Below are 17019 nucleotides of genomic sequence, written 5' to 3' on the forward strand. Positions count from 1 at the left end.
CCGTTGTGGTGCGTGACTATGTGTTAACTGCTTTAGGTTTAATGCTGGTGCTTGAGGGTTTGCTGCCTTTGCTCATGCCCCGTGCCTGGCGTGAAACGTTTTTAAAGATGGTGGCATTAAAAGATGGGCAACTCCGCTTCGTTGGTTTGATATCCATTGTAGGCGGATTGCTCTTAATTTTGTTAAGTAAATGATTGATAAATATGCGTAATTGGTTGTTGCCTGAATATATTGAAGATGTGTTACCTGCCGAGGCTTTGCGTATTGAGGTCTTGCGCCGCAAATTACTAGACTTATTTAAAGTGCATGGTTATCAGTATGTAATTCCACCCATGTTGGAGTATATGGAGTCCCTGATTACCGGTGCTGGGCATGATTTGGATTTAGCTACGTTTAAAGTGGTTGACCAGTTAACCGGCAGGTTGATGGGGGTGCGTGCGGACATGACACCACAGGCAGCCAGAATCGACGCACACTTGTTGAATCATCAAGGTGTGACGCGCTTATGTTATGCCGGCAGTGTGTTGCGCACTAAGCCAGATGGATTGGCGTTAACACGTGAGCCTTTGCAAATTGGCGCTGAGTTGTATGGCCATGCTGGCATTGAGAGCGATATCGAGATTCAACGTTTATTGATTAAAGCATTGCAAGCGATTGGTATTGATGAAATCCATCTAGATTTTAGTCACGTAAATGTCTTCGGTAGTTTAATAGAAACTAGCAATGTTGATGCGCAGTTAGAGCAGGATTTGTATGCGGCTTTACAAAGCAAAGACCAACCGGCTGTTGCAGCATTAACTAAAGCACTGGATCATGCAACGCGTGAGGCGTTGTTGCATTTAACCGAGCTAAATGGTGATCAATCAATTCTAGCCAAAGCATCCCAGGTGTTGCCGGCGACACCTGCAATTAAAAAGGCATTGGAAAGCTTGCAGCAAGTAAGTAGTGCGATTGATCAATTGGGTGCTAGCGTCAGTTTCGATTTAAGTGAATTGCGTGGTTACCATTACCATAGCGGTATTGTATTTGCGGCCTATGCCAAATGTTACAAAGGGCCGTTGGCATTAGGTGGTCGTTATGATGAGGTTGGTCAGTCTTTCGGCCGTGCGCGTCCGGCTACAGGATTTAGTCTTGATTTGCGCGGTGTGGTGAGTGCTTTACCCCCAGCGCAATCTAATATGGCAATTTATGCCCCAGTGTCGGCGGACCCGGCGCTTGCTAATAAAATCGCAAGCCTACGCAACGAAGGCCGAGTGGTGATTGAAGCCTTGGATAGCGCCGATGCAGATTTAAATGAACTAAATTGTAATCAGGTGTTAGAGCATTACAATTCTGGCTGGCATGTGGTTGATGTAGTAAGAAACTAAAAGTTGCACGTGATTTTGCTCTAGGCAAATTCACTACTCCAAAAATTAATATTTAATCAAAGTAAAACGTTATGGCAAATAAAGCAGCAAAAAATGTGGTCGTCATTGGTACGCAGTGGGGCGATGAAGGCAAAGGTAAAATTGTTGATTGGTTAACCGATCATGCCCAAGGTGTGGTGCGCTTTCAAGGCGGTCACAATGCTGGTCACACATTGGTGGTTGGTCAGGGAGATGCGCAACGCGTGTATAAATTGAACCTTGTGCCTTCTGGTATCGTGCGTGCTGGCGTTAACTGCTATATTGGTAATGGCGTTGTATTGGATGCCGGGCATTTGCTTAAAGAAATCTCTTCTTTAGAAAAAGACGGCTTAGAAGTCACCAATCGTTTAAAAGTCAGCCCAGGTTGTCCATTGATTATGAGCCACCACGTGGCTGTAGACGTCGCGCGTGAAGCAAAACGTAGCGCAGAGAAAAAAATCGGCACTACAGGTAAAGGCATTGGCCCAACCTATGAGGACAAAGTGGCACGCCGTGCTTTGCGTGTGTACGACTTGTTTTACCCAGAGCGTTTTTCAGAAAAATTACGCGAGGTAATGGATTACCATAACTTCGTATTAACCAATTATCTTGATGCTAAACCAGTAGATTTTAATGAGCAATTCGATGCCAGCATGCAGCAGGCCATTGCGCTGAAACCGATGATCGCGGACGTTTCTGCAGAAATTTACGCGGCTAATGCTAAAGGCGAAAGTCTGTTGTTTGAGGGCGCACAAGGCACCTTGCTCGATATTGACCACGGCACTTATCCTTATGTGACTTCAAGCAACTGTATCGCAGGTCAAGCTTCAGCCGGTACCGGCGTGGGTGCAAATATGCTGCACTATGTATTGGGTATTACTAAAGCTTATACAACACGTGTAGGTGGCGGCCCGTTCCCAAGTGAACTGGATATCGAAACACAAGGTCTGCCAGGCTACCAAATGTCCAATAAAGGCCAAGAGATTGGCACTGTGACTAAACGTAAGCGTCGTTGTGGTTGGTTTGATGCAGCAGCCTTGCGCCGTTCTGCCATGATCAACGGCTTAACTGGTTTATGTATCACCAAATTGGATGTGTTAGACGGCATCAAAGAGCTGAACATCTGTACAGGGTATGAGTTAGACGGCAAGAAAATTGATTTGCTACCAATCGGTGCGGACGATGTTGCTGGCTGTAAACCTATTTATGAAACTGTACCAGGTTGGTCAGAGACTACGTTTGGCGTTAAAACGTGGGACGGCTTGCCTAAAAATGCACAAAACTACTTAAAACGCTTAGAGGCATTGTGTGGTGTGCCAATCGCTATCGTTTCTACAGGCCCTGAGCGTGATGAAACGATCGTGATTGAGCATCCTTTTGCTTAATTGTAATTGCTTTGATGCCTAGGTATTAATTAGGCATTAAAAGTGTCTTGCGCCATGCCCGCTATCAGTCCGGCTTATGCTGCTATGACCTTGTTTCAGGTTTAGTAGCTTGGCAGCATGCTTGGTGTGACTTTGTGTGGCTGAAGTGTGTTTTTTAGTACAAGTTTGGTTTAAAAATGATAGATAAAAAAAGTCAGCGTTTGGCATGGGCGATTACAGGCTCTGGTCATTATTTACGCGAGTCTATTGATATGCTGAATACATTAGAAAATGTTGATATTTTTCTAAGTAGTGCCGGCGCAGAAATTATTCAGCAGTACGGTTTTCAGCAAGCGTTAAACGCTGCTGGGCACCGTGTTTATCAAGACAAGACAGCCAGTAGTGTGCCTGTGGGGATGTTTTATAAAGGTAAATACCACGGGCTGGTTATTGCTCCGGCAACCTCAAATACCATTGCAAAAATGGCGTATGGCTTTTCTGATAGTTTGGTGACTAATTTATACGCGCAGGCTGGAAAAACGCGCGTGCCTAGTATCGTATTCGCATGTGATACTGCGCCTGAACTGGAGTCTGAAGCGCCACGTGACAATATCGTTAAGGTTTATCCGCGTAAGATTGATTTAGAAAATATCACCAAACTTAAATCGTTTGAAATGACCAGTGTTGTAGAAGACATGGAAAGCTTAAGCAGCTGTATCCAGCAGCATTTGCAATCGCTAACGCACGCCGATTAGTATGACAAAAAATCTACTTTTTTTAACGGGTAAGCTTGCCGAAAAAAGTTTGAACAAAGTACTAAATGAAGTGCAAAGTAACCCTAAAACAGTGCCGTTTAAGTACCGTGTAGAACAGATAGGGGTTTCGGTAGCGGCATTGATGACGCCTGACTTGATAGCGCGTAGGGTCAAAGAAACTGGCGACGCGGATAAGGTGATTGTGCCCGGTTTGTGCCAAGGGGATTTAACCATGCTGGAAGCCAAGTATGGCATACCTGTTGAGCGTGGCCCTGTAGACTTAAAAGATTTACCACAATATTTCGGGCATCAGGGCATAGCGCCTGATATAAGTCAGTACCAAGTTGAAATATTCGCAGAAATTGTGGATGCGCCATATTTAAGTGTGGAAGGTATTCTGCACAAGGCTTTGCAATACCGAGCGCAAGGTGCCAATGTGATTGATCTGGGCTGTTTGCCTGCGGTGCCTTTTCCGCACTTAGCAGAAAGCATACAAGCACTTAAACAGCAGGGGCTAAGTGTCAGTGTAGACTCTTTAAATACCGATGATTTGCTTGCAGCAGGGCGCGCTGGTGCTGACTATCTATTGAGTCTCACTGAGAAAACACTTTGGATTGCAGAGGAGGTAGCTTCTACTCCGGTGTTAATTCCAGCAAAGCCGCATAGCTTGCCTTCGCTGTATCGTGCGATTGAAGGCTGTATTAAGTTAGGCAAGCCTTTTTTAGCGGATGCGATTTTGGATCCTATCCATTTTGGTTTGACCGACTCCATCGTGCGTTACCATCGTTTACGTAAGAAATACCCTGATATTGAAATTATGATGGGCATTGGCAATCTAACTGAGCTTACCGATGCGGATACCACAGGTATCAATGCGTTATTGTTTGGCATGATTAGCGAGTTGAATATTAATGCAGTATTAGCCACTTCGGTCAGTACGCATGCAGTCAATGCGATTGCTGAAGCTGATATCGCTAGGCGCACTATGTTTGCAGCCAAGCGAGATGAGCGCTTGCCGCGTGGTTACAGCAATGGCTTGTTAGGTCTGCATGATAAGCGCCCATTTACCTACAGTGCTGACGAGATTAACGAAATCGCGTCACAGATTAAAGATCCTAGCTTCCGTATTCAGGTGAGTGAGCAGGGTTTGCATATCTACAACCGCGATGGTATCCATGAAGCGCTTGATCCCTTTGTGTTGTATCCGCATTTAAAAGTAGAGGATGATGCCTCTCATGCTTTTTATTTAGGTGTGGAGCTAGCGCGCGCGCAAATTGCATGGCAGCTTGGCAAGCGCTACGCGCAAGATCAAGAGTTGGAGTGGGGTATTCGTACTAAGCGTACCGATGTTGCCGGTAAGACAGCGCATCGTGAGGCTTCTATCAAAGAAAAACGCGTAAAAAAAGATGAGCAGTAAGTTCTCAAGTAAATTGTTGTGGGTGCGAGCAAGTATAAACACGCCGCGAATTGAAGGTTAATACATGATTTATGAAACCATAGTTAGTTCTGTTAGTGCTGAAGGTGTTCCACACGTCACCCCATTTGGCATCCGTATGCAGGATGGTTTGGTGGTGATTGCCCCGTTTAAACCATCGACTACTTTAGCCAATATCTTGGCGACAGGCCATGCGGTTGTTAATTTAACCGACGATGTACGCGTATTTGCTGCCGCACTAGCGGAGAAGCCTGTTGCAAGCTTGATGCCTGCGACCAAAATTAACGGAGTTAGGTTAGCCGAAGTGCTGGCACATAAAGAGCTGAAATTAGTGAGATTTGAGGATGATGATGTACGTCCGCAGCTTTTTTTAGAGATTGTGCATGAAGCACAGCATCAGCCATTTCAAGGCTTTAACCGAGCGCAGGCAGCAGTGATCGAACTGGCGGTTCTAGTGAGCCGTTTAAAAAGACTGCCGTTGGAAAAAATCTGCCAGGAAATCGATTATTTAACGATTGCGATCGAAAAGACTGCTGGCCCGCGTGAGTTGGAGGCTTGGGGCTGGTTGATAGAAATGGTGGAAAATCACAAAGCTGCCCTTAACCTTGAGAACCTGGCTTAGCTGGAAAACTGGGCTTAGCCTTAACGCTAGCCCTAATTTATAAATGATACTGGTTTAGGCGTTGTATTCGCATGACACAATTATTGATTAGCGTGACAGATGTTAACGAGGCGCAGATAGCCTTGGTGCACGGTGCAGATTTAATTGATTTAAAAGATCCGCATCAGGGTGCGCTAGGCGCATTACCTATTCAAACCATTCAAGAAGTTGTTGATTTCGTTGGCATCAATCGTAGTCACCCACAGCAGTACACTAGTGCCACCGTGGGTGATTTACCAATGCAAGCGGACTTGATTGCACAGCAGGTATTGCGTATTGCCAATACCAAAGTAGATTTCGTCAAAATCGGTTTCTTTGAGTCAGAAGACTATCAATCTTGTTTAGATACGCTTAAGCATATTGCCCATCAAGGAGTTAAGTTAATTGCGGTACTCTTTGCCGAGATGCAATATCCCGAGCATTTGATTGATGACATCAAAGCCGCCGGTTTTTATGGGTTGATGCTGGATACTGCCCAAAAGAATGGGGGGACATTCATGGATTACTATACGCATGAGCAAATGTGCTTATTTGCAACACGTGTTAGAAGCCATGCGATGGCCTTTGGATTAGCTGGTTCACTCAACGTACAACATTTGGAAAAAGTACGGGCCTACAGCCCGAGTTACATTGGTTTTAGAGGTGGCGTGAGTATGTCTAATCAGCGCAAATTAAATTTGGATGCGGCTAAAATAAAAGCAATTCGAGCTGCGCTGTAAATTTGTTGTTGTTTTGCAACAACAGTAGCTGTAAGCTAATATTTACATGGAGTTATAAGTTGCGTTGCGTTATGTATATGCGTATTATTGCCAGCATAAAGATTCATTAACAAGGAGTAATAAGAATGAAAAAGAACATGTTAACTTTTGCTGTAGCAGCTACATTAGGGTTGGCAGCATTTGCAGCAACTGCAGAAGATATGTACCGTGGCGCTTGGTATGCAGTACCAGGTGTTAGCTACATGAACACAGATAGTGATTTGGAAGCTAACAACGGTGGCGGCGCATTTCTAAAACTTGGTAAAGAGTTGTCTGAGCACTGGGACATCCAAGGTGGCTTAGGTTACAACCGTGCAAGTGAAGACACAGGCATTGCTGGCGTTAGTGGTCGTTACAAACAAACGACACTGGGCCTTGATGCTTTATACATGTTCAGCCGTGATAAATTCCGTCCATTCTTGTTAGCAGGTCTAGGCGTAGCACGTAATGATGTTGACTACAGCCATCCTACCCTTGATGTTGATGGTAAAAAAACATCTTGGTTAGCTAACGTTGGTCTTGGTGCACAATATCTGTTTAATGATTCATTTGGTTTACAAGCTGACTTGCGTCACCAATGGAGCCGTGCATCAGTTAAAGTGAGCGATGGCGCAACTACAGCGAGCGAGACTGACACAATTGGTAACACTTTATTAAGCTTAGGCGGTATCTTCCGTTTTGGCGCACCAGCTCCTATGCCAGTAGCTGCAGTTGAGCCTGAGCCAGCACCAGTAGCACCAGCAGCTGTTGCACCAACACCAGAGCCAGCTCCTGCTCCAGTTGCATGCGTACCACAATACGAAACAATCACAATTGAAGCTTCTAAATTGTTTGCGTTTGACGAAGCTAAGTTGAAAGACACTAGCGTTCTTGATAACGAAGTTGTGCCGAAAATGAAAGAAAACAAAATTTTCGCAAGCGTGAAAGTAACTGGCCATACAGACAAACTTGGTAGCGAAGCTTACAACCAAAAACTATCAGAAAAACGTGCTAACCAAGTGCGTGACTACTTGATTGCTCAAGGTATCGAAGCAGACCGTTTGGTTGCTGTAGGTAAAGGTGAGTTAGTACCAGTGGTTAGTTGCGATGGCGTAAAAGGCCGTAAAGCATTAATCGAATGCTTAGCACCAAACCGCCGTGTTGAGATCGAAGCTACACGTTCAATGGAAAAAGGTTGTAAATAATTTCCTTGATTGTAAAAAGCCCCGCTTGCGGGGCTTTTTTATTGGTAAAATGAGCTTCTATGACAAAATCAGATCAATTACCGATGCAAGCAACCCAAGTTGAATTAGTGATTGAAGCGCGCTGGGTTGTGCCCGTTGACGCTAATAATACGTTGCATGAGTTTTACTCGGTAGTGATTGATCAGCAGTTGATTGTTGATGTATTGCCCACAGAGCAGGCACGTGTGAAGTATACGGCAGCTGAATTACTTGTTGCCGATGAGCATGTGCTGATGCCAGGTTTAATTAATGCGCATACGCATGCAGCTATGACATTGATGCGGGGTATTGCAGATGACCAGCCTTTAATGGATTGGCTTAACTCGCACATATGGCCAGCAGAGCGCGCGATTGTGACGGAGCGCTATGTAGAAGATGCCTCCTTGCTCGCCTGCGCAGAAATGTTAAGCGGCGGGACTACGTGCTTTAATGATATGTACTTCTACCCGCAAGCTACGGCGCTGGCTGCCAATAAAGCGGGGATGCGCGCGCACTTAGGTTTAACCGTGCTGGAGTTTCCTACCAATTACGCAGCTGATGCCGATGACTATTTGCAAAAGGGTTTTGAAGCGCATGATAGCTGGCGCGGCAATGCATTAATCAGCTCTGCATTGGCGCCGCATGCGCCGTACACGATTTCTAACCAGACTTTTGAAAAAGTGCTGATCTATGCTGAGCAGTTGGGCTTAGGTATCCATACGCATTTGCATGAAACACGCGACGAGATTGTCCAAGGTGAAACAGCGCATGGCGTGCGGCCCATACAAAGGATTGCGGCACTTGGCCTGCTAGGTCCAGGCTTTATTGCTGCACACGGCGTACATTTATTGCCGCATGAAATTGATATGTTAGCTGAATATGGCTGTCATATTGCGCACTGTCCTGCCTCTAATTTGAAATTGGGTAGTGGTATCGCACCAGTGCAAGCTTTATTGAAAAATAATGTCAATGTGTGCATAGGTACAGATGGTGCAGCGAGTAACAACCGTTTAGACATGTTTAGTGAAATGCGGCTTGCTGCTTTGCTGTGCAAAGGCGTGAGTGAGGATGCAGCAGTATTGCCCGCGCATCAGGCGCTGAAAATGGTGACGATTAATGCAGCTAAGGCGATAGGACTAGACCATAAAATTGGCAGTATTGAAGTAGGAAAACAGGCTGACTTGGTGGCCGTGAAGTTAAGTGACTTTGCAATATCGCCTTGTTATGACCCGGTTTCGCACTTGGTATACAGCTGTGGCCGTGAGCATGTGACCCACACTTGGGTGGCAGGAGAATTGCGTTACAGTAATGGCACTTATGCGAATATAGAACCAGTAGAGTTAAAGGAAATTATCCAAATATGGCAACCGAAGCTAAGACAATACAAACATTAAACGCAGATGTGCTGGAGTTGCAAAAGTTTGGCGAACTTGCACATAAATGGTGGGATAAAAATAGCGAATTTAAGCCGCTGCATGAGATTAATCCATTACGTTTAAACTATATCGACAACTTAGCCAGCTTGAGTGGTAAGCGTGTGCTCGATGTGGGTTGTGGTGGCGGTATCCTGTCTGAATCTATGTACTTTAAAGGTGCAGATGTGACAGGAATCGACTTAGGTGAACAGGCGCTTAATGTTGCCAAATTGCATCAGCTGGAAAGCGGAGCCAAAGTAAACTATGAACTCATTTCTGTTGAACAGTTAGCGCTGGAGCAGCCAGCAAGCTTTGATGTGGTGACATGTATGGAGATGTTAGAGCATGTACCCGACCCTGCATCCATCGTGGCAGCATGCGCGCGTTTGGTGAAGCCAGGTGGCTCAGTATTCTTCTCTACCATTAACCGTAACCCGAAAGCTTATTTATTTGCGGTGCTAGGTGCCGAGTATATTCTCAATATGCTGCCCAAAGGTACCCATGATTATGCCAAGTTTATTAAACCATCCGAGCTTTCAGGTTGGGTGCGACAATCTGGGCTGAATGTTGCTGGTATGGCTGGCATGAGCTATCAACCACTGACACAGCATTATTCCTTAAGTGATGATGTTTCTGTGAATTATCTTTTACACACTGAACTTAGTGATTATTCATCATGATTTTATTTGATCTAGACGGTACTTTAGTTGATACCGCACATGACCTTGCGTATGCACTGAATCTACAACGGATACGACATGGTTTGGCCGAATTGCCGCTAGACGTAATTAGGCCCTATGCCTCACATGGCTCTAAAGGCTTGCTTGCGATTGGGTTTGATTTAAGCGATGAAAATGAGGCTTTTGCCCGTATGCGCGATGAATATCTCGCTATCTATGACCAAGTGTTAACACGCCAACCAATTTTGTTTGATGGTATTGCTGAGCTGTTAGCCGTGTTGGAAGCAAATAATATCCCTTGGGGTGTAGTCACTAATAAACCGCGACGATTCACACAACCTTTGATGCAAAGCATAGGATTACTGACACGTGCGGCATGCGTAGTGAGTGGCGATGATGCGGCACGGCCTAAACCTTACCCAGACACCTTATTCATGGCCTGTAAACAAGCCGGTGTGAGTCCGCAGCAATGCTGGTATGTGGGTGATGCTGAGCGTGATATTCAAGCAGGTAAAGCAGCAGGCATGCAAACGGTTGTGGCCTTGTATGGCTATTTATCTGAAGCGGACCAGCCGGAGACGTGGGGTGCAGACAAAGCAATTCAAGGCCCTCTGGATTTACTCACTTTGGTGAATCTGAAGCTCCCCGCAACTTGCTAACTTGAATTTGCTCGCTTTGAGCTTGTTAATCTAGCTGGCGTTGGTGCGTATGGAGTATGGCGCGGGGTTAGCGCTAGTCTGTATCTAAAGTCAGCTTGACGCAGTATGTCTGAGTTGTGCTGCTAGGCTGGTAATGGTTATTTGAATACGCTTCTGCGTTCTAACATGGCTTGCGCCAATGTTCCGGTGTCTACGTATTCAATTTCCCCACCCATCGGCATGCCGCGTGCGATACGGCTCACTTTAATGCCACGAGCACGCAGTAACTCACTAATGTAATGGGCAGTTGCATCGCCTTCTACCGTGTAATTGGTTGCCAAGATAACCTCAGTGACCACGCCGTCATTAGCGCGTTTAATCAGTCTGTCCAGATGGATTTCTTTAGGGCCAATGCCATCGAGCGGAGATAGTCTGCCCATCAACACAAAATACATACCGCTGTAAGCACGGGTGTTTTCAAGCATAATCAGGTCGGTTGGCATTTCAACCACGCACAGCACAGTTTTGTCTCGCTGCGCTGATTCGCATAGCGGGCAGATGGGCTGTTCGCTAAAGGTGTTGCACAGCTTGCAATGATCAACTACTTGCAATGCATTGTTCAAGGCTAATGCTAGGCCATTAGCACCCTGTCTGTCGCGTTGCAGCAAATAGTAAGCCATGCGTTGCGCCGATTTTGGCCCCACGCCCGGCAAACAACGTAAGCTGTCGATCAGTTGTTCAAGGGCAGGCGGGTTTTTCATTGCAATATTAAACTAGGCGTAATTTAGAATGGCAGTTTCATGCCAGCAGGCATAAAGCTTGATAGGCGTGCAGAGGAGGTCGCTTCAGCTTTTGCTGTTGCATCTTTTAAAGCAATTACTAATAAGTCTTCTAAAGTTTCTTTGTCATCCATGACGCTGTCATCTAAAGTGACGCGTTTTACTTCATTTTTGCAGGACATTTGTACTTTAACCAAACCGTTGGCCGCAATACCTTCAACGTCAATGTTAGCAAGCTCTTCTTGTGCTTTTTGCATGTTAGCTTGCATTTGCTGGGCTTGCTTCATTAAATTGCCCATGCCACCTTTCATCATAATGTTCTCCTTAATTTGATTAAATTGGTTTGATGCTGTTCGGGATGATTGTCGCGCCGAAATCATCAATCAGTGCTTGTACAAAACTGTCTTCTTCAATGGCTGATTCGGCATTGGCTTGCGCTTGTGCTTTTTCTTGAGAGATCTGCTTGGCTGGCGTGTTGCCGGTACCGCCAATGCTAAATTGCAGCTTGATTTTTCTATCAAAATGCTGAGTAATCGCTGTGGTTAACTTTTCTTGATAGTTGGCAGAAACTAAGTGTTTCTGACTCTCCGGCACGCTGAGTGTAATGCTGTCATCGTCATAAGATACTAGTTCACAGTGCTTGGCTAGTTCTCTGGCTAGTCCAAGTTTTAGTGCATCGACTAACGCGCGCCAGTTGCCATTAAAGCTGGTGCCACCGGAGCGCGGTGCTCTGGCTATATCTTCAACTGGTGTTTCTATTGCTGGTGTTACTACATTGGGTGTTACTGTGTTTGGTATTGCTACACTGTTATCTGCCACTGCAGCCGAAGCTGCTTCCACTACAACAATGGATGCTGATCTTTCAGTAGTGGAGATGAGTGCCGCCGCCGTTGGACGCGCGCTGTTAATAGGGCTCGTTGGTTTAGCCTTTTGTGCACTGTTTTCGTTAGGCGTGAATGCCAGCATGCGTAATAAACTCATGGTAAAGCCAGCAAATTCATCTGGTGCTAGACCTATATCACGGCGTCCTAACAGGGCAATTTGGTAATACAGCTGTAAGGTTTCTGCTGGGATTCTTTGTGCTAAGCTGAGCAGGGCTTCACGTTCCGGTAAGTCATGCGCAACACTCTCAGGTACCGTCTGCGCAACTGCAATTTGGTGCAATAATTGAGCGAGGTCATTGAAGGCCGCATCAAATGAGATGCTACGCTCTTCCATAGCCTTCGCTTGATTAATCAGGCTGTTGCCATCATTTACCAATAGCGCATCCAACAGTTGGTATAAGTAGCTTTGATCAATCGCCCCCAGCATCGCGCGCACTTCGGACTCGTGTACTGTTTGGCCACCATAGGCAATCGCTTGGTCTGTTAGAGAGAGTGCATCACGCATACTGCCTGCTGCTGCGCGCGAGATTAAGTGCAGTGCGGTTGGCTCAAATGCAATGTTTTCTTGGGTAAGAATGTTTTGCAGGTGGCTGGTAATAGAAGTGCCAGCCATTTGGCGCAGATTAAATTGCAGACAGCGTGATAATACGGTGACCGGTACTTTTTGCGGGTCGGTGGTGGCCAAGATGAATTTGACGTGCGCTGGTGGTTCTTCCAGCGTTTTTAGCATGGCATTAAATGCACTTTTTGACAGCATGTGCACTTCATCGATGATGTACACTTTAAAGCGGCCGGCCGTAGGTGCATATTGTGCGTTATCGAGTAAATCACGCATGGCATCTACCTGCGTGTTACTTGCCGCATCCACCTCGATTAAATCGACAAAGCGACCTTTATCAATTTCGGTACAGGCATTGCAAACGCCACAAGGCTTTGCGGTGATGCCAGTTTCACAATTGAGAGATTTTGCCAGAATACGTGCTAATGTGGTTTTACCAACACCGCGTGTGCCGGTAAATAAATAAGCATGATGTAAGCGATTTTGTTCAAGGGCATTGGTGAGCGCACGTACAACGTGATCTTGACCGACCAACGTTTCAAACGATTTTGGGCGCCATTTACGCGCTAGCACTTGATATGACATAACCTAAACTTTAGCTGAAAATTGTATTTTCGTCTTTAATTATTAGGAGGTTCTTTGGCCTGTAAACCGTGCTTGAGCTAAAGAAAAGAAGAGGCGAGCCTTTGCCCCGGCACTTGCTTAATAGTTGTGGCTGCTTGCTTCCGCACCTGACCAGATTGGCTACTTCACAATGCGGGGAGGCCCGCCGGACGTAATTTTACAATACTTTGCCAAATTTACGTTAGTGCTTTATTGATATTTATGTGACTGGGGATAATTTTGCTGCAATCACTACAATTTCTTGAACACCATGGTTTCTTAAACCCAATTATGGTTTCTTGAACACTATAGATTGCTTGAGTGTTGATTTCTTAATTGCTTAGGCTCCATATCGTGCGCGATTTTCTTCTGAATCAGATTCATCAAGAAAAGCATTCTTGATAGCAATGACCTCGCCAAAGTCACTGAGGAATGCCTCAACGCATGCTGGGTCAAAGTGTTTGCCACTGCCATCTCGCAGTAGCTGGCAAGCTTCTTCAATTGACCAAGCTTGTTTGTATGGGCGTGCAGAGGTGAGTGCATCAAATACATCCGCCACTGCCACGATACGGCCGAAGAGTGGGATATTTTCACCGGATAGGCCATGTGGATAGCCGCTGCCGTCATATTTTTCATGATGTGTGAGTGCGATCTCTGCTGCGACTTTGAGTAAGGGAGAGCTGCCAGCGCTGAGTAGCTCATAGCCAATTAATGCGTGCTGTTGCATGGTGGCATACTCTGCCGGCGTTAGGCGGCCTGGTTTCAGTAAAATGGCATCAGTGATGCCAACTTTACCAATATCGTGCATAGGTGCAGCTTCAAGTAACAGCTCTTGCTCTTGTACCGAAAGCCCCAGCACGTGTGCAATATGCTTGGAGTAGTGTGCCATACGTTGTATATGTGCACCTGTTTCTGGATTACGGTATTCCACCGCTTTCGCTAAGCAGAATATGGTTTCACGTTCCTGGTCTTTAACTTTTCTGGTGGCTTTGCGTATTTCTTCTGTGAGCCATGCTGCACGGTCGATTAACTTTTTTTGATTTTGACGTAGTGCCAACATGTTTCTGGCGCGGGTAATAAACTCAATATTATCTAAAGGCGTGTTCAGGAAGTCGGTAACACCAGTGCTCAGTGCTTTTTGGCGGACTGAGGTATCGCTATTGGTGGTTATCATCAGCACTGGAATGTCTTCGTAGTTAACAAAGCCCCTGAACTGCTGGGTGAACTGAATGCCATCCATTTCAGGCATGGCATAATCGACTACCACCAAATCTGGCTCATTATCCCTACACCAAAGCAACGCCTTAACCGGGTTGGTAAATGCGATTGCCTCATATTCTGGAATCTTTTTAATGAGGTGCTTCAGCTGTGTGATGTTAAGTTCGGTGTCGTCAATTAATAATATGCGCATGCTTTTCTTAGACATTGATTAAAACACCTCGTCATTATGTCTCAAAACAGAGGTGCTGGCACAGTGCGTAGTTACAATTTTTAGTGAACATTGGGGCGTGAAATCTAGATCTGGGCTTTACTGATAGCGGGTTTCGTACGTGATTGTGCCGCTTGCATGGAAACTTGAATGTATACTTAAATGTATAATGGATTTAACGATTAAAAGCGCTTGTGGTGATGCTGTATTTAATAACTTATTGAAAATATAAGGTTTAATCAAATGACTGTTTCAGCTAAGCTGCCTCTCACCTCTCTGCCGGTATTTTTAAATGATAGCTCAGCGCTATTAAATGAGTTGCTGCATGCAGTTGCCGACGAAATTTACTTGCTGGATGCATCTGATATGCAGCTGGTGTACGCCAATGCCAGCACCCTTAGCAACACAGGCTATGACTTGGCTGGCTTGCAAAATTTACAATTATCCGATGTGCTGGGCGTTAGCCCAGCAACTTTACGAGCGCATTTGCAAGCACACAGTAATGAAGCTAAATTTCTACGCCTAATGCAGGATCAAGCGCCTGTGATAGGGCGTATTAGCCATGAGCAGTTGCGCGTTAAAATTATTGCTATAGCGCAGTCTCCCTTTTTGTTATTGATTAAAAGTGATCTTGCTCCGATTTCGGGCAGCGATTGTCATGATTGCGAAGGCGCTTTCAATCAGGTGCTGATGGATAGTGAGTCTAGGGTAGAGGCGATTATCTCCAATACACCAGGCTTGGTGTTTCAGTTACAGCTCGACCCTCGTGGCGATATTGTGTTTACTTACCTAAGCGAAGGCTGTAAGGCGTTGTTAGGGTTTAATGCTGCCGATCTGATGCAGCAATCAAAATTGTTTTTCGCCATGATGAATGCCAGAGACAAAGCTTCATTGAGAAAGCGTTTAGTTTCGTCTGCAGATGCGTTGACCCAGTTAGACTGGGAGGGGCGAGTGTGGATTAATGACTGGCAGGATCATAAGTGGGTGAATCTTCGCGCTATTCCTAAAGTGCTGGCTGATGGCGTTGTGCAGTGGGTGGGGATGATGATTAATATCACCCAAAGTAAAAATGAGAAGCTGGAGCTGCAGGAGTCCCGCCATGAGTTGGCGCAGCTGACAGCACACATGAATCAGATTAAAGAGCTGGAGCGCACCAGAATTGCGCGGGAAATCCACGATGACTTAGGCGGCAACTTAACGGCGATTAAGATTGGGCTAACCTCGATTATCAATCGTATAGCGACGGGGCTGCCTGTGTCGTTTGAACAGGCCAAGGGTCTGGAGTCCATTGTAGATAATACTTTTGAGGCCATACATAAAATATCCAGCGACTTAAGACCAAATATCTTGGATTTAGGCATAGTGGCAGCGCTTGAATGGCAGGCGAAAGAGTTTGAGAAACAGGTTGGTGTGACTTGTACGTTCACTACAAACCAGGCTGATATTGTGGTGACGCCGGATCAGGCCATCACTTTGTTTAGAATTTGTCAGGAATCTATGTCCAATATCGCTAAACATGCCAATGCCAGTGCTGTGCATGTAGATTTGAACTTACATTATGGTGAAATAATCATGAAAATTAGTGATAATGGTATAGGTATCAATACTGCCGATACTTATAAACCTAACTCTTTTGGTTTAAGAGGCATGCAGGAGCGCGTTGCCGCTTTGTATGGCAGTTTTGATATTGAGCAATTGGCTGGTCAAGGTACGGTAATTGCGGTTACGTTGCCTATAGAATAATGCTGCTATTGGACTTCGCCGCGAGCATGGAAATACCGTTCAAAAATGAAACGATGGTGTGAATGATGAGTAAAAAACCTAAAATTAAAGTCATTATCGCAGATGATCATGCCATTTTAAGGGCAGGGCTTAAGCAGATTTTGTCGGAAACCGAGGATATTCTGGTCATCGCAGAAGCGCAAAATGCTAATGAAGCCATCAAGCTGGGGTCGCAGCCTGAGGCAGATGTTTTGTTGCTGGATATTTCCTTGCCAGATAGAAGTGGCATGGAGGCACTTAAGTACATTAAGCGTGAGAATAGCCATATTGCTGTACTCATGCTTTCTATGCACAGGGAAGATGAGTACGCCATACGCGCCTTGAAATCTGGGGCAGCCGGCTATTTATGCAAACAAAGTGCTTCGTCAGAGTTGGTGAATGCCATTCAGACCGTAGCGAGAGGCAAAAAATACATTACCCCAGAAGTTGCGGAAATCTTGGCGAATCAGATAGGCCGTGATGACCAAAAAGCGCCGCATGAGTTGCTCTCAGACCGTGAGTACCAAACCTTTATCATGATTGCTTCCGGTTTGTCAGTGACGGATGTGGCGAATAAGCTTTCGCTTTCGGTCAAAACTGTGAGCATGTATCGTGCACGGCTTCTGGAGAAAATGCAGCTCAAACATAATGCAGAGTTAACGCATTATGCTTTTAAGCATAACTTAGTCAGTTAGTCTAGAGTCAGTTAAT

Annotated in this window: 17 protein-coding genes and 1 other RNA gene; 13 read left to right on the forward strand and 5 right to left on the reverse strand. The window is 45.5% G+C overall.

Annotated features, from left to right (window positions below):
• Positions 1-8: 8 nt before the first annotated feature.
• From MMOL_RS04545 to MMOL_RS04595, 11 genes are all read left to right on the forward strand, one after another.
• Complete coding sequence (locus MMOL_RS04545; RefSeq protein ID WP_081433039.1) at positions 9-194, forward strand: DUF2065 domain-containing protein; 186 nt, start codon at positions 9-11, stop codon at positions 192-194.
• Between the two features lie 9 nt (positions 195-203).
• Positions 204-1367, forward strand: coding sequence for an ATP phosphoribosyltransferase regulatory subunit (locus MMOL_RS04550; RefSeq protein ID WP_015831839.1), 1164 nt, complete (start codon positions 204-206; stop codon positions 1365-1367).
• Positions 1368-1438: 71 nt separating this feature from the next.
• Entirely contained in the window at positions 1439-2770 is a 1332-nt protein-coding gene (locus MMOL_RS04555) for an adenylosuccinate synthase (RefSeq protein WP_015831840.1), read from the forward strand.
• 176 nt (positions 2771-2946) lie between these two features.
• A complete protein-coding gene (locus tag MMOL_RS04560; RefSeq protein ID WP_015831841.1) occupies positions 2947-3504 on the forward strand; it encodes a flavoprotein in 558 nt (185 codons plus the stop codon).
• 1 nt (position 3505) lies between these two features.
• Complete coding sequence (locus tag MMOL_RS04565) at positions 3506-4921, forward strand: DUF6513 domain-containing protein (RefSeq protein WP_015831842.1); 1416 nt, start codon at positions 3506-3508, stop codon at positions 4919-4921.
• Positions 4922-4985: 64 nt separating this feature from the next.
• Entirely contained in the window at positions 4986-5561 is a 576-nt protein-coding gene (locus tag MMOL_RS04570) for a DUF447 domain-containing protein (protein WP_015831843.1), read from the forward strand.
• A gap of 71 nt (positions 5562-5632) precedes the next feature.
• Positions 5633-6319: a (5-formylfuran-3-yl)methyl phosphate synthase gene (locus MMOL_RS04575; protein WP_015831844.1), complete on the forward strand. Its 687-nt coding sequence runs from the start codon at positions 5633-5635 to the stop codon at positions 6317-6319.
• 125 nt (positions 6320-6444) lie between these two features.
• The gene (locus MMOL_RS04580) at positions 6445-7542 is read left to right on the forward strand and encodes an outer membrane beta-barrel protein (protein WP_015831845.1); all 1098 of its coding nucleotides are present in this window, start codon (positions 6445-6447) and stop codon (positions 7540-7542) included.
• Positions 7543-7601: 59 nt separating this feature from the next.
• Positions 7602-8954: a TRZ/ATZ family hydrolase gene (locus tag MMOL_RS04585; RefSeq protein ID WP_015831846.1), complete on the forward strand. Its 1353-nt coding sequence runs from the start codon at positions 7602-7604 to the stop codon at positions 8952-8954.
• Complete coding sequence (ubiG, locus tag MMOL_RS04590) at positions 8921-9655, forward strand: bifunctional 2-polyprenyl-6-hydroxyphenol methylase/3-demethylubiquinol 3-O-methyltransferase UbiG (RefSeq protein WP_015831847.1); 735 nt, start codon at positions 8921-8923, stop codon at positions 9653-9655. The genes MMOL_RS04585 and ubiG overlap by 34 nt, the downstream gene beginning before the upstream one ends.
• The gene (locus tag MMOL_RS04595) at positions 9652-10314 is read left to right on the forward strand and encodes an HAD family hydrolase (RefSeq protein ID WP_015831848.1); all 663 of its coding nucleotides are present in this window, start codon (positions 9652-9654) and stop codon (positions 10312-10314) included. The genes ubiG and MMOL_RS04595 overlap by 4 nt, the downstream gene beginning before the upstream one ends.
• A 137-nt stretch (positions 10315-10451) precedes the next feature.
• On the opposite strand, the gene recR is transcribed toward MMOL_RS04595, so the two are convergent.
• From recR to MMOL_RS04615, 5 genes are all read right to left on the reverse strand, one after another.
• Entirely contained in the window at positions 10452-11054 is a 603-nt protein-coding gene (gene recR, locus MMOL_RS04600; RefSeq protein WP_015831849.1) for a recombination mediator RecR, read from the reverse strand.
• 23 nt (positions 11055-11077) lie between these two features.
• Complete coding sequence (locus tag MMOL_RS04605; RefSeq protein WP_015831850.1) at positions 11078-11386, reverse strand: YbaB/EbfC family nucleoid-associated protein; 309 nt, start codon at positions 11384-11386, stop codon at positions 11078-11080.
• A gap of 19 nt (positions 11387-11405) precedes the next feature.
• Entirely contained in the window at positions 11406-13100 is a 1695-nt protein-coding gene (gene dnaX / locus MMOL_RS04610) for a DNA polymerase III subunit gamma/tau (protein WP_015831851.1), read from the reverse strand.
• A gap of 89 nt (positions 13101-13189) precedes the next feature.
• An RNA gene (gene ffs, locus MMOL_RS11985) (signal recognition particle sRNA small type) lies at positions 13190-13286 on the reverse strand.
• A 172-nt stretch (positions 13287-13458) separates the two neighbouring features.
• On the reverse strand, positions 13459-14529 hold the full coding sequence (locus tag MMOL_RS04615) for a response regulator (protein WP_041928695.1): 1071 nt from the start codon (positions 14527-14529) through the stop codon (positions 13459-13461).
• Positions 14530-14790: 261 nt separating this feature from the next.
• Between MMOL_RS04615 and MMOL_RS04620 the strand changes: the two genes are divergently transcribed.
• Entirely contained in the window at positions 14791-16290 is a 1500-nt protein-coding gene (locus MMOL_RS04620; RefSeq protein WP_015831853.1) for a sensor histidine kinase, read from the forward strand.
• 62 nt (positions 16291-16352) lie between these two features.
• The gene (locus MMOL_RS04625; RefSeq protein ID WP_015831854.1) at positions 16353-17003 is read left to right on the forward strand and encodes a response regulator; all 651 of its coding nucleotides are present in this window, start codon (positions 16353-16355) and stop codon (positions 17001-17003) included.
• Positions 17004-17019: the final 16 nt, after the last annotated feature.

Source organism: Methylotenera mobilis JLW8 (assembly GCF_000023705.1).
Taxonomy (GTDB): domain Bacteria; phylum Pseudomonadota; class Gammaproteobacteria; order Burkholderiales; family Methylophilaceae; genus Methylotenera; species Methylotenera mobilis.

What these genes read in the sequence shown, in the direction of transcription:
- MMOL_RS04555 (WP_015831840.1), top strand. Translation starts at nt 1,439, where the DNA reads ATGGCAAATAAAGCAGCAAAAAATGTGGTCGTCATTGGTACGCAGTGG.
- MMOL_RS04605 (WP_015831850.1), bottom strand. Translation starts at nt 11,386, where the DNA reads ATGATGAAAGGTGGCATGGGCAATTTAATGAAGCAAGCCCAGCAAATG.
- recR (WP_015831849.1), bottom strand. Translation starts at nt 11,054, where the DNA reads ATGAAAAACCCGCCTGCCCTTGAACAACTGATCGACAGCTTACGTTGT.
- MMOL_RS04575 (WP_015831844.1), top strand. Translation starts at nt 5,633, where the DNA reads ATGACACAATTATTGATTAGCGTGACAGATGTTAACGAGGCGCAGATA.
- MMOL_RS04620 (WP_015831853.1), top strand. Translation starts at nt 14,791, where the DNA reads ATGACTGTTTCAGCTAAGCTGCCTCTCACCTCTCTGCCGGTATTTTTA.
- MMOL_RS04595 (WP_015831848.1), top strand. Translation starts at nt 9,652, where the DNA reads ATGATTTTATTTGATCTAGACGGTACTTTAGTTGATACCGCACATGAC.
- MMOL_RS04570 (WP_015831843.1), top strand. Translation starts at nt 4,986, where the DNA reads ATGATTTATGAAACCATAGTTAGTTCTGTTAGTGCTGAAGGTGTTCCA.
- ubiG (WP_015831847.1), top strand. Translation starts at nt 8,921, where the DNA reads ATGGCAACCGAAGCTAAGACAATACAAACATTAAACGCAGATGTGCTG.
- MMOL_RS04560 (WP_015831841.1), top strand. Translation starts at nt 2,947, where the DNA reads ATGATAGATAAAAAAAGTCAGCGTTTGGCATGGGCGATTACAGGCTCT.
- MMOL_RS04550 (WP_015831839.1), top strand. Translation starts at nt 204, where the DNA reads ATGCGTAATTGGTTGTTGCCTGAATATATTGAAGATGTGTTACCTGCC.
- MMOL_RS04565 (WP_015831842.1), top strand. Translation starts at nt 3,506, where the DNA reads ATGACAAAAAATCTACTTTTTTTAACGGGTAAGCTTGCCGAAAAAAGT.
- MMOL_RS04585 (WP_015831846.1), top strand. Translation starts at nt 7,602, where the DNA reads ATGACAAAATCAGATCAATTACCGATGCAAGCAACCCAAGTTGAATTA.
- MMOL_RS04615 (WP_041928695.1), bottom strand. Translation starts at nt 14,529, where the DNA reads ATGCGCATATTATTAATTGACGACACCGAACTTAACATCACACAGCTG.
- MMOL_RS04580 (WP_015831845.1), top strand. Translation starts at nt 6,445, where the DNA reads ATGAAAAAGAACATGTTAACTTTTGCTGTAGCAGCTACATTAGGGTTG.
- dnaX (WP_015831851.1), bottom strand. Translation starts at nt 13,100, where the DNA reads ATGTCATATCAAGTGCTAGCGCGTAAATGGCGCCCAAAATCGTTTGAA.
- MMOL_RS04625 (WP_015831854.1), top strand. Translation starts at nt 16,353, where the DNA reads ATGATGAGTAAAAAACCTAAAATTAAAGTCATTATCGCAGATGATCAT.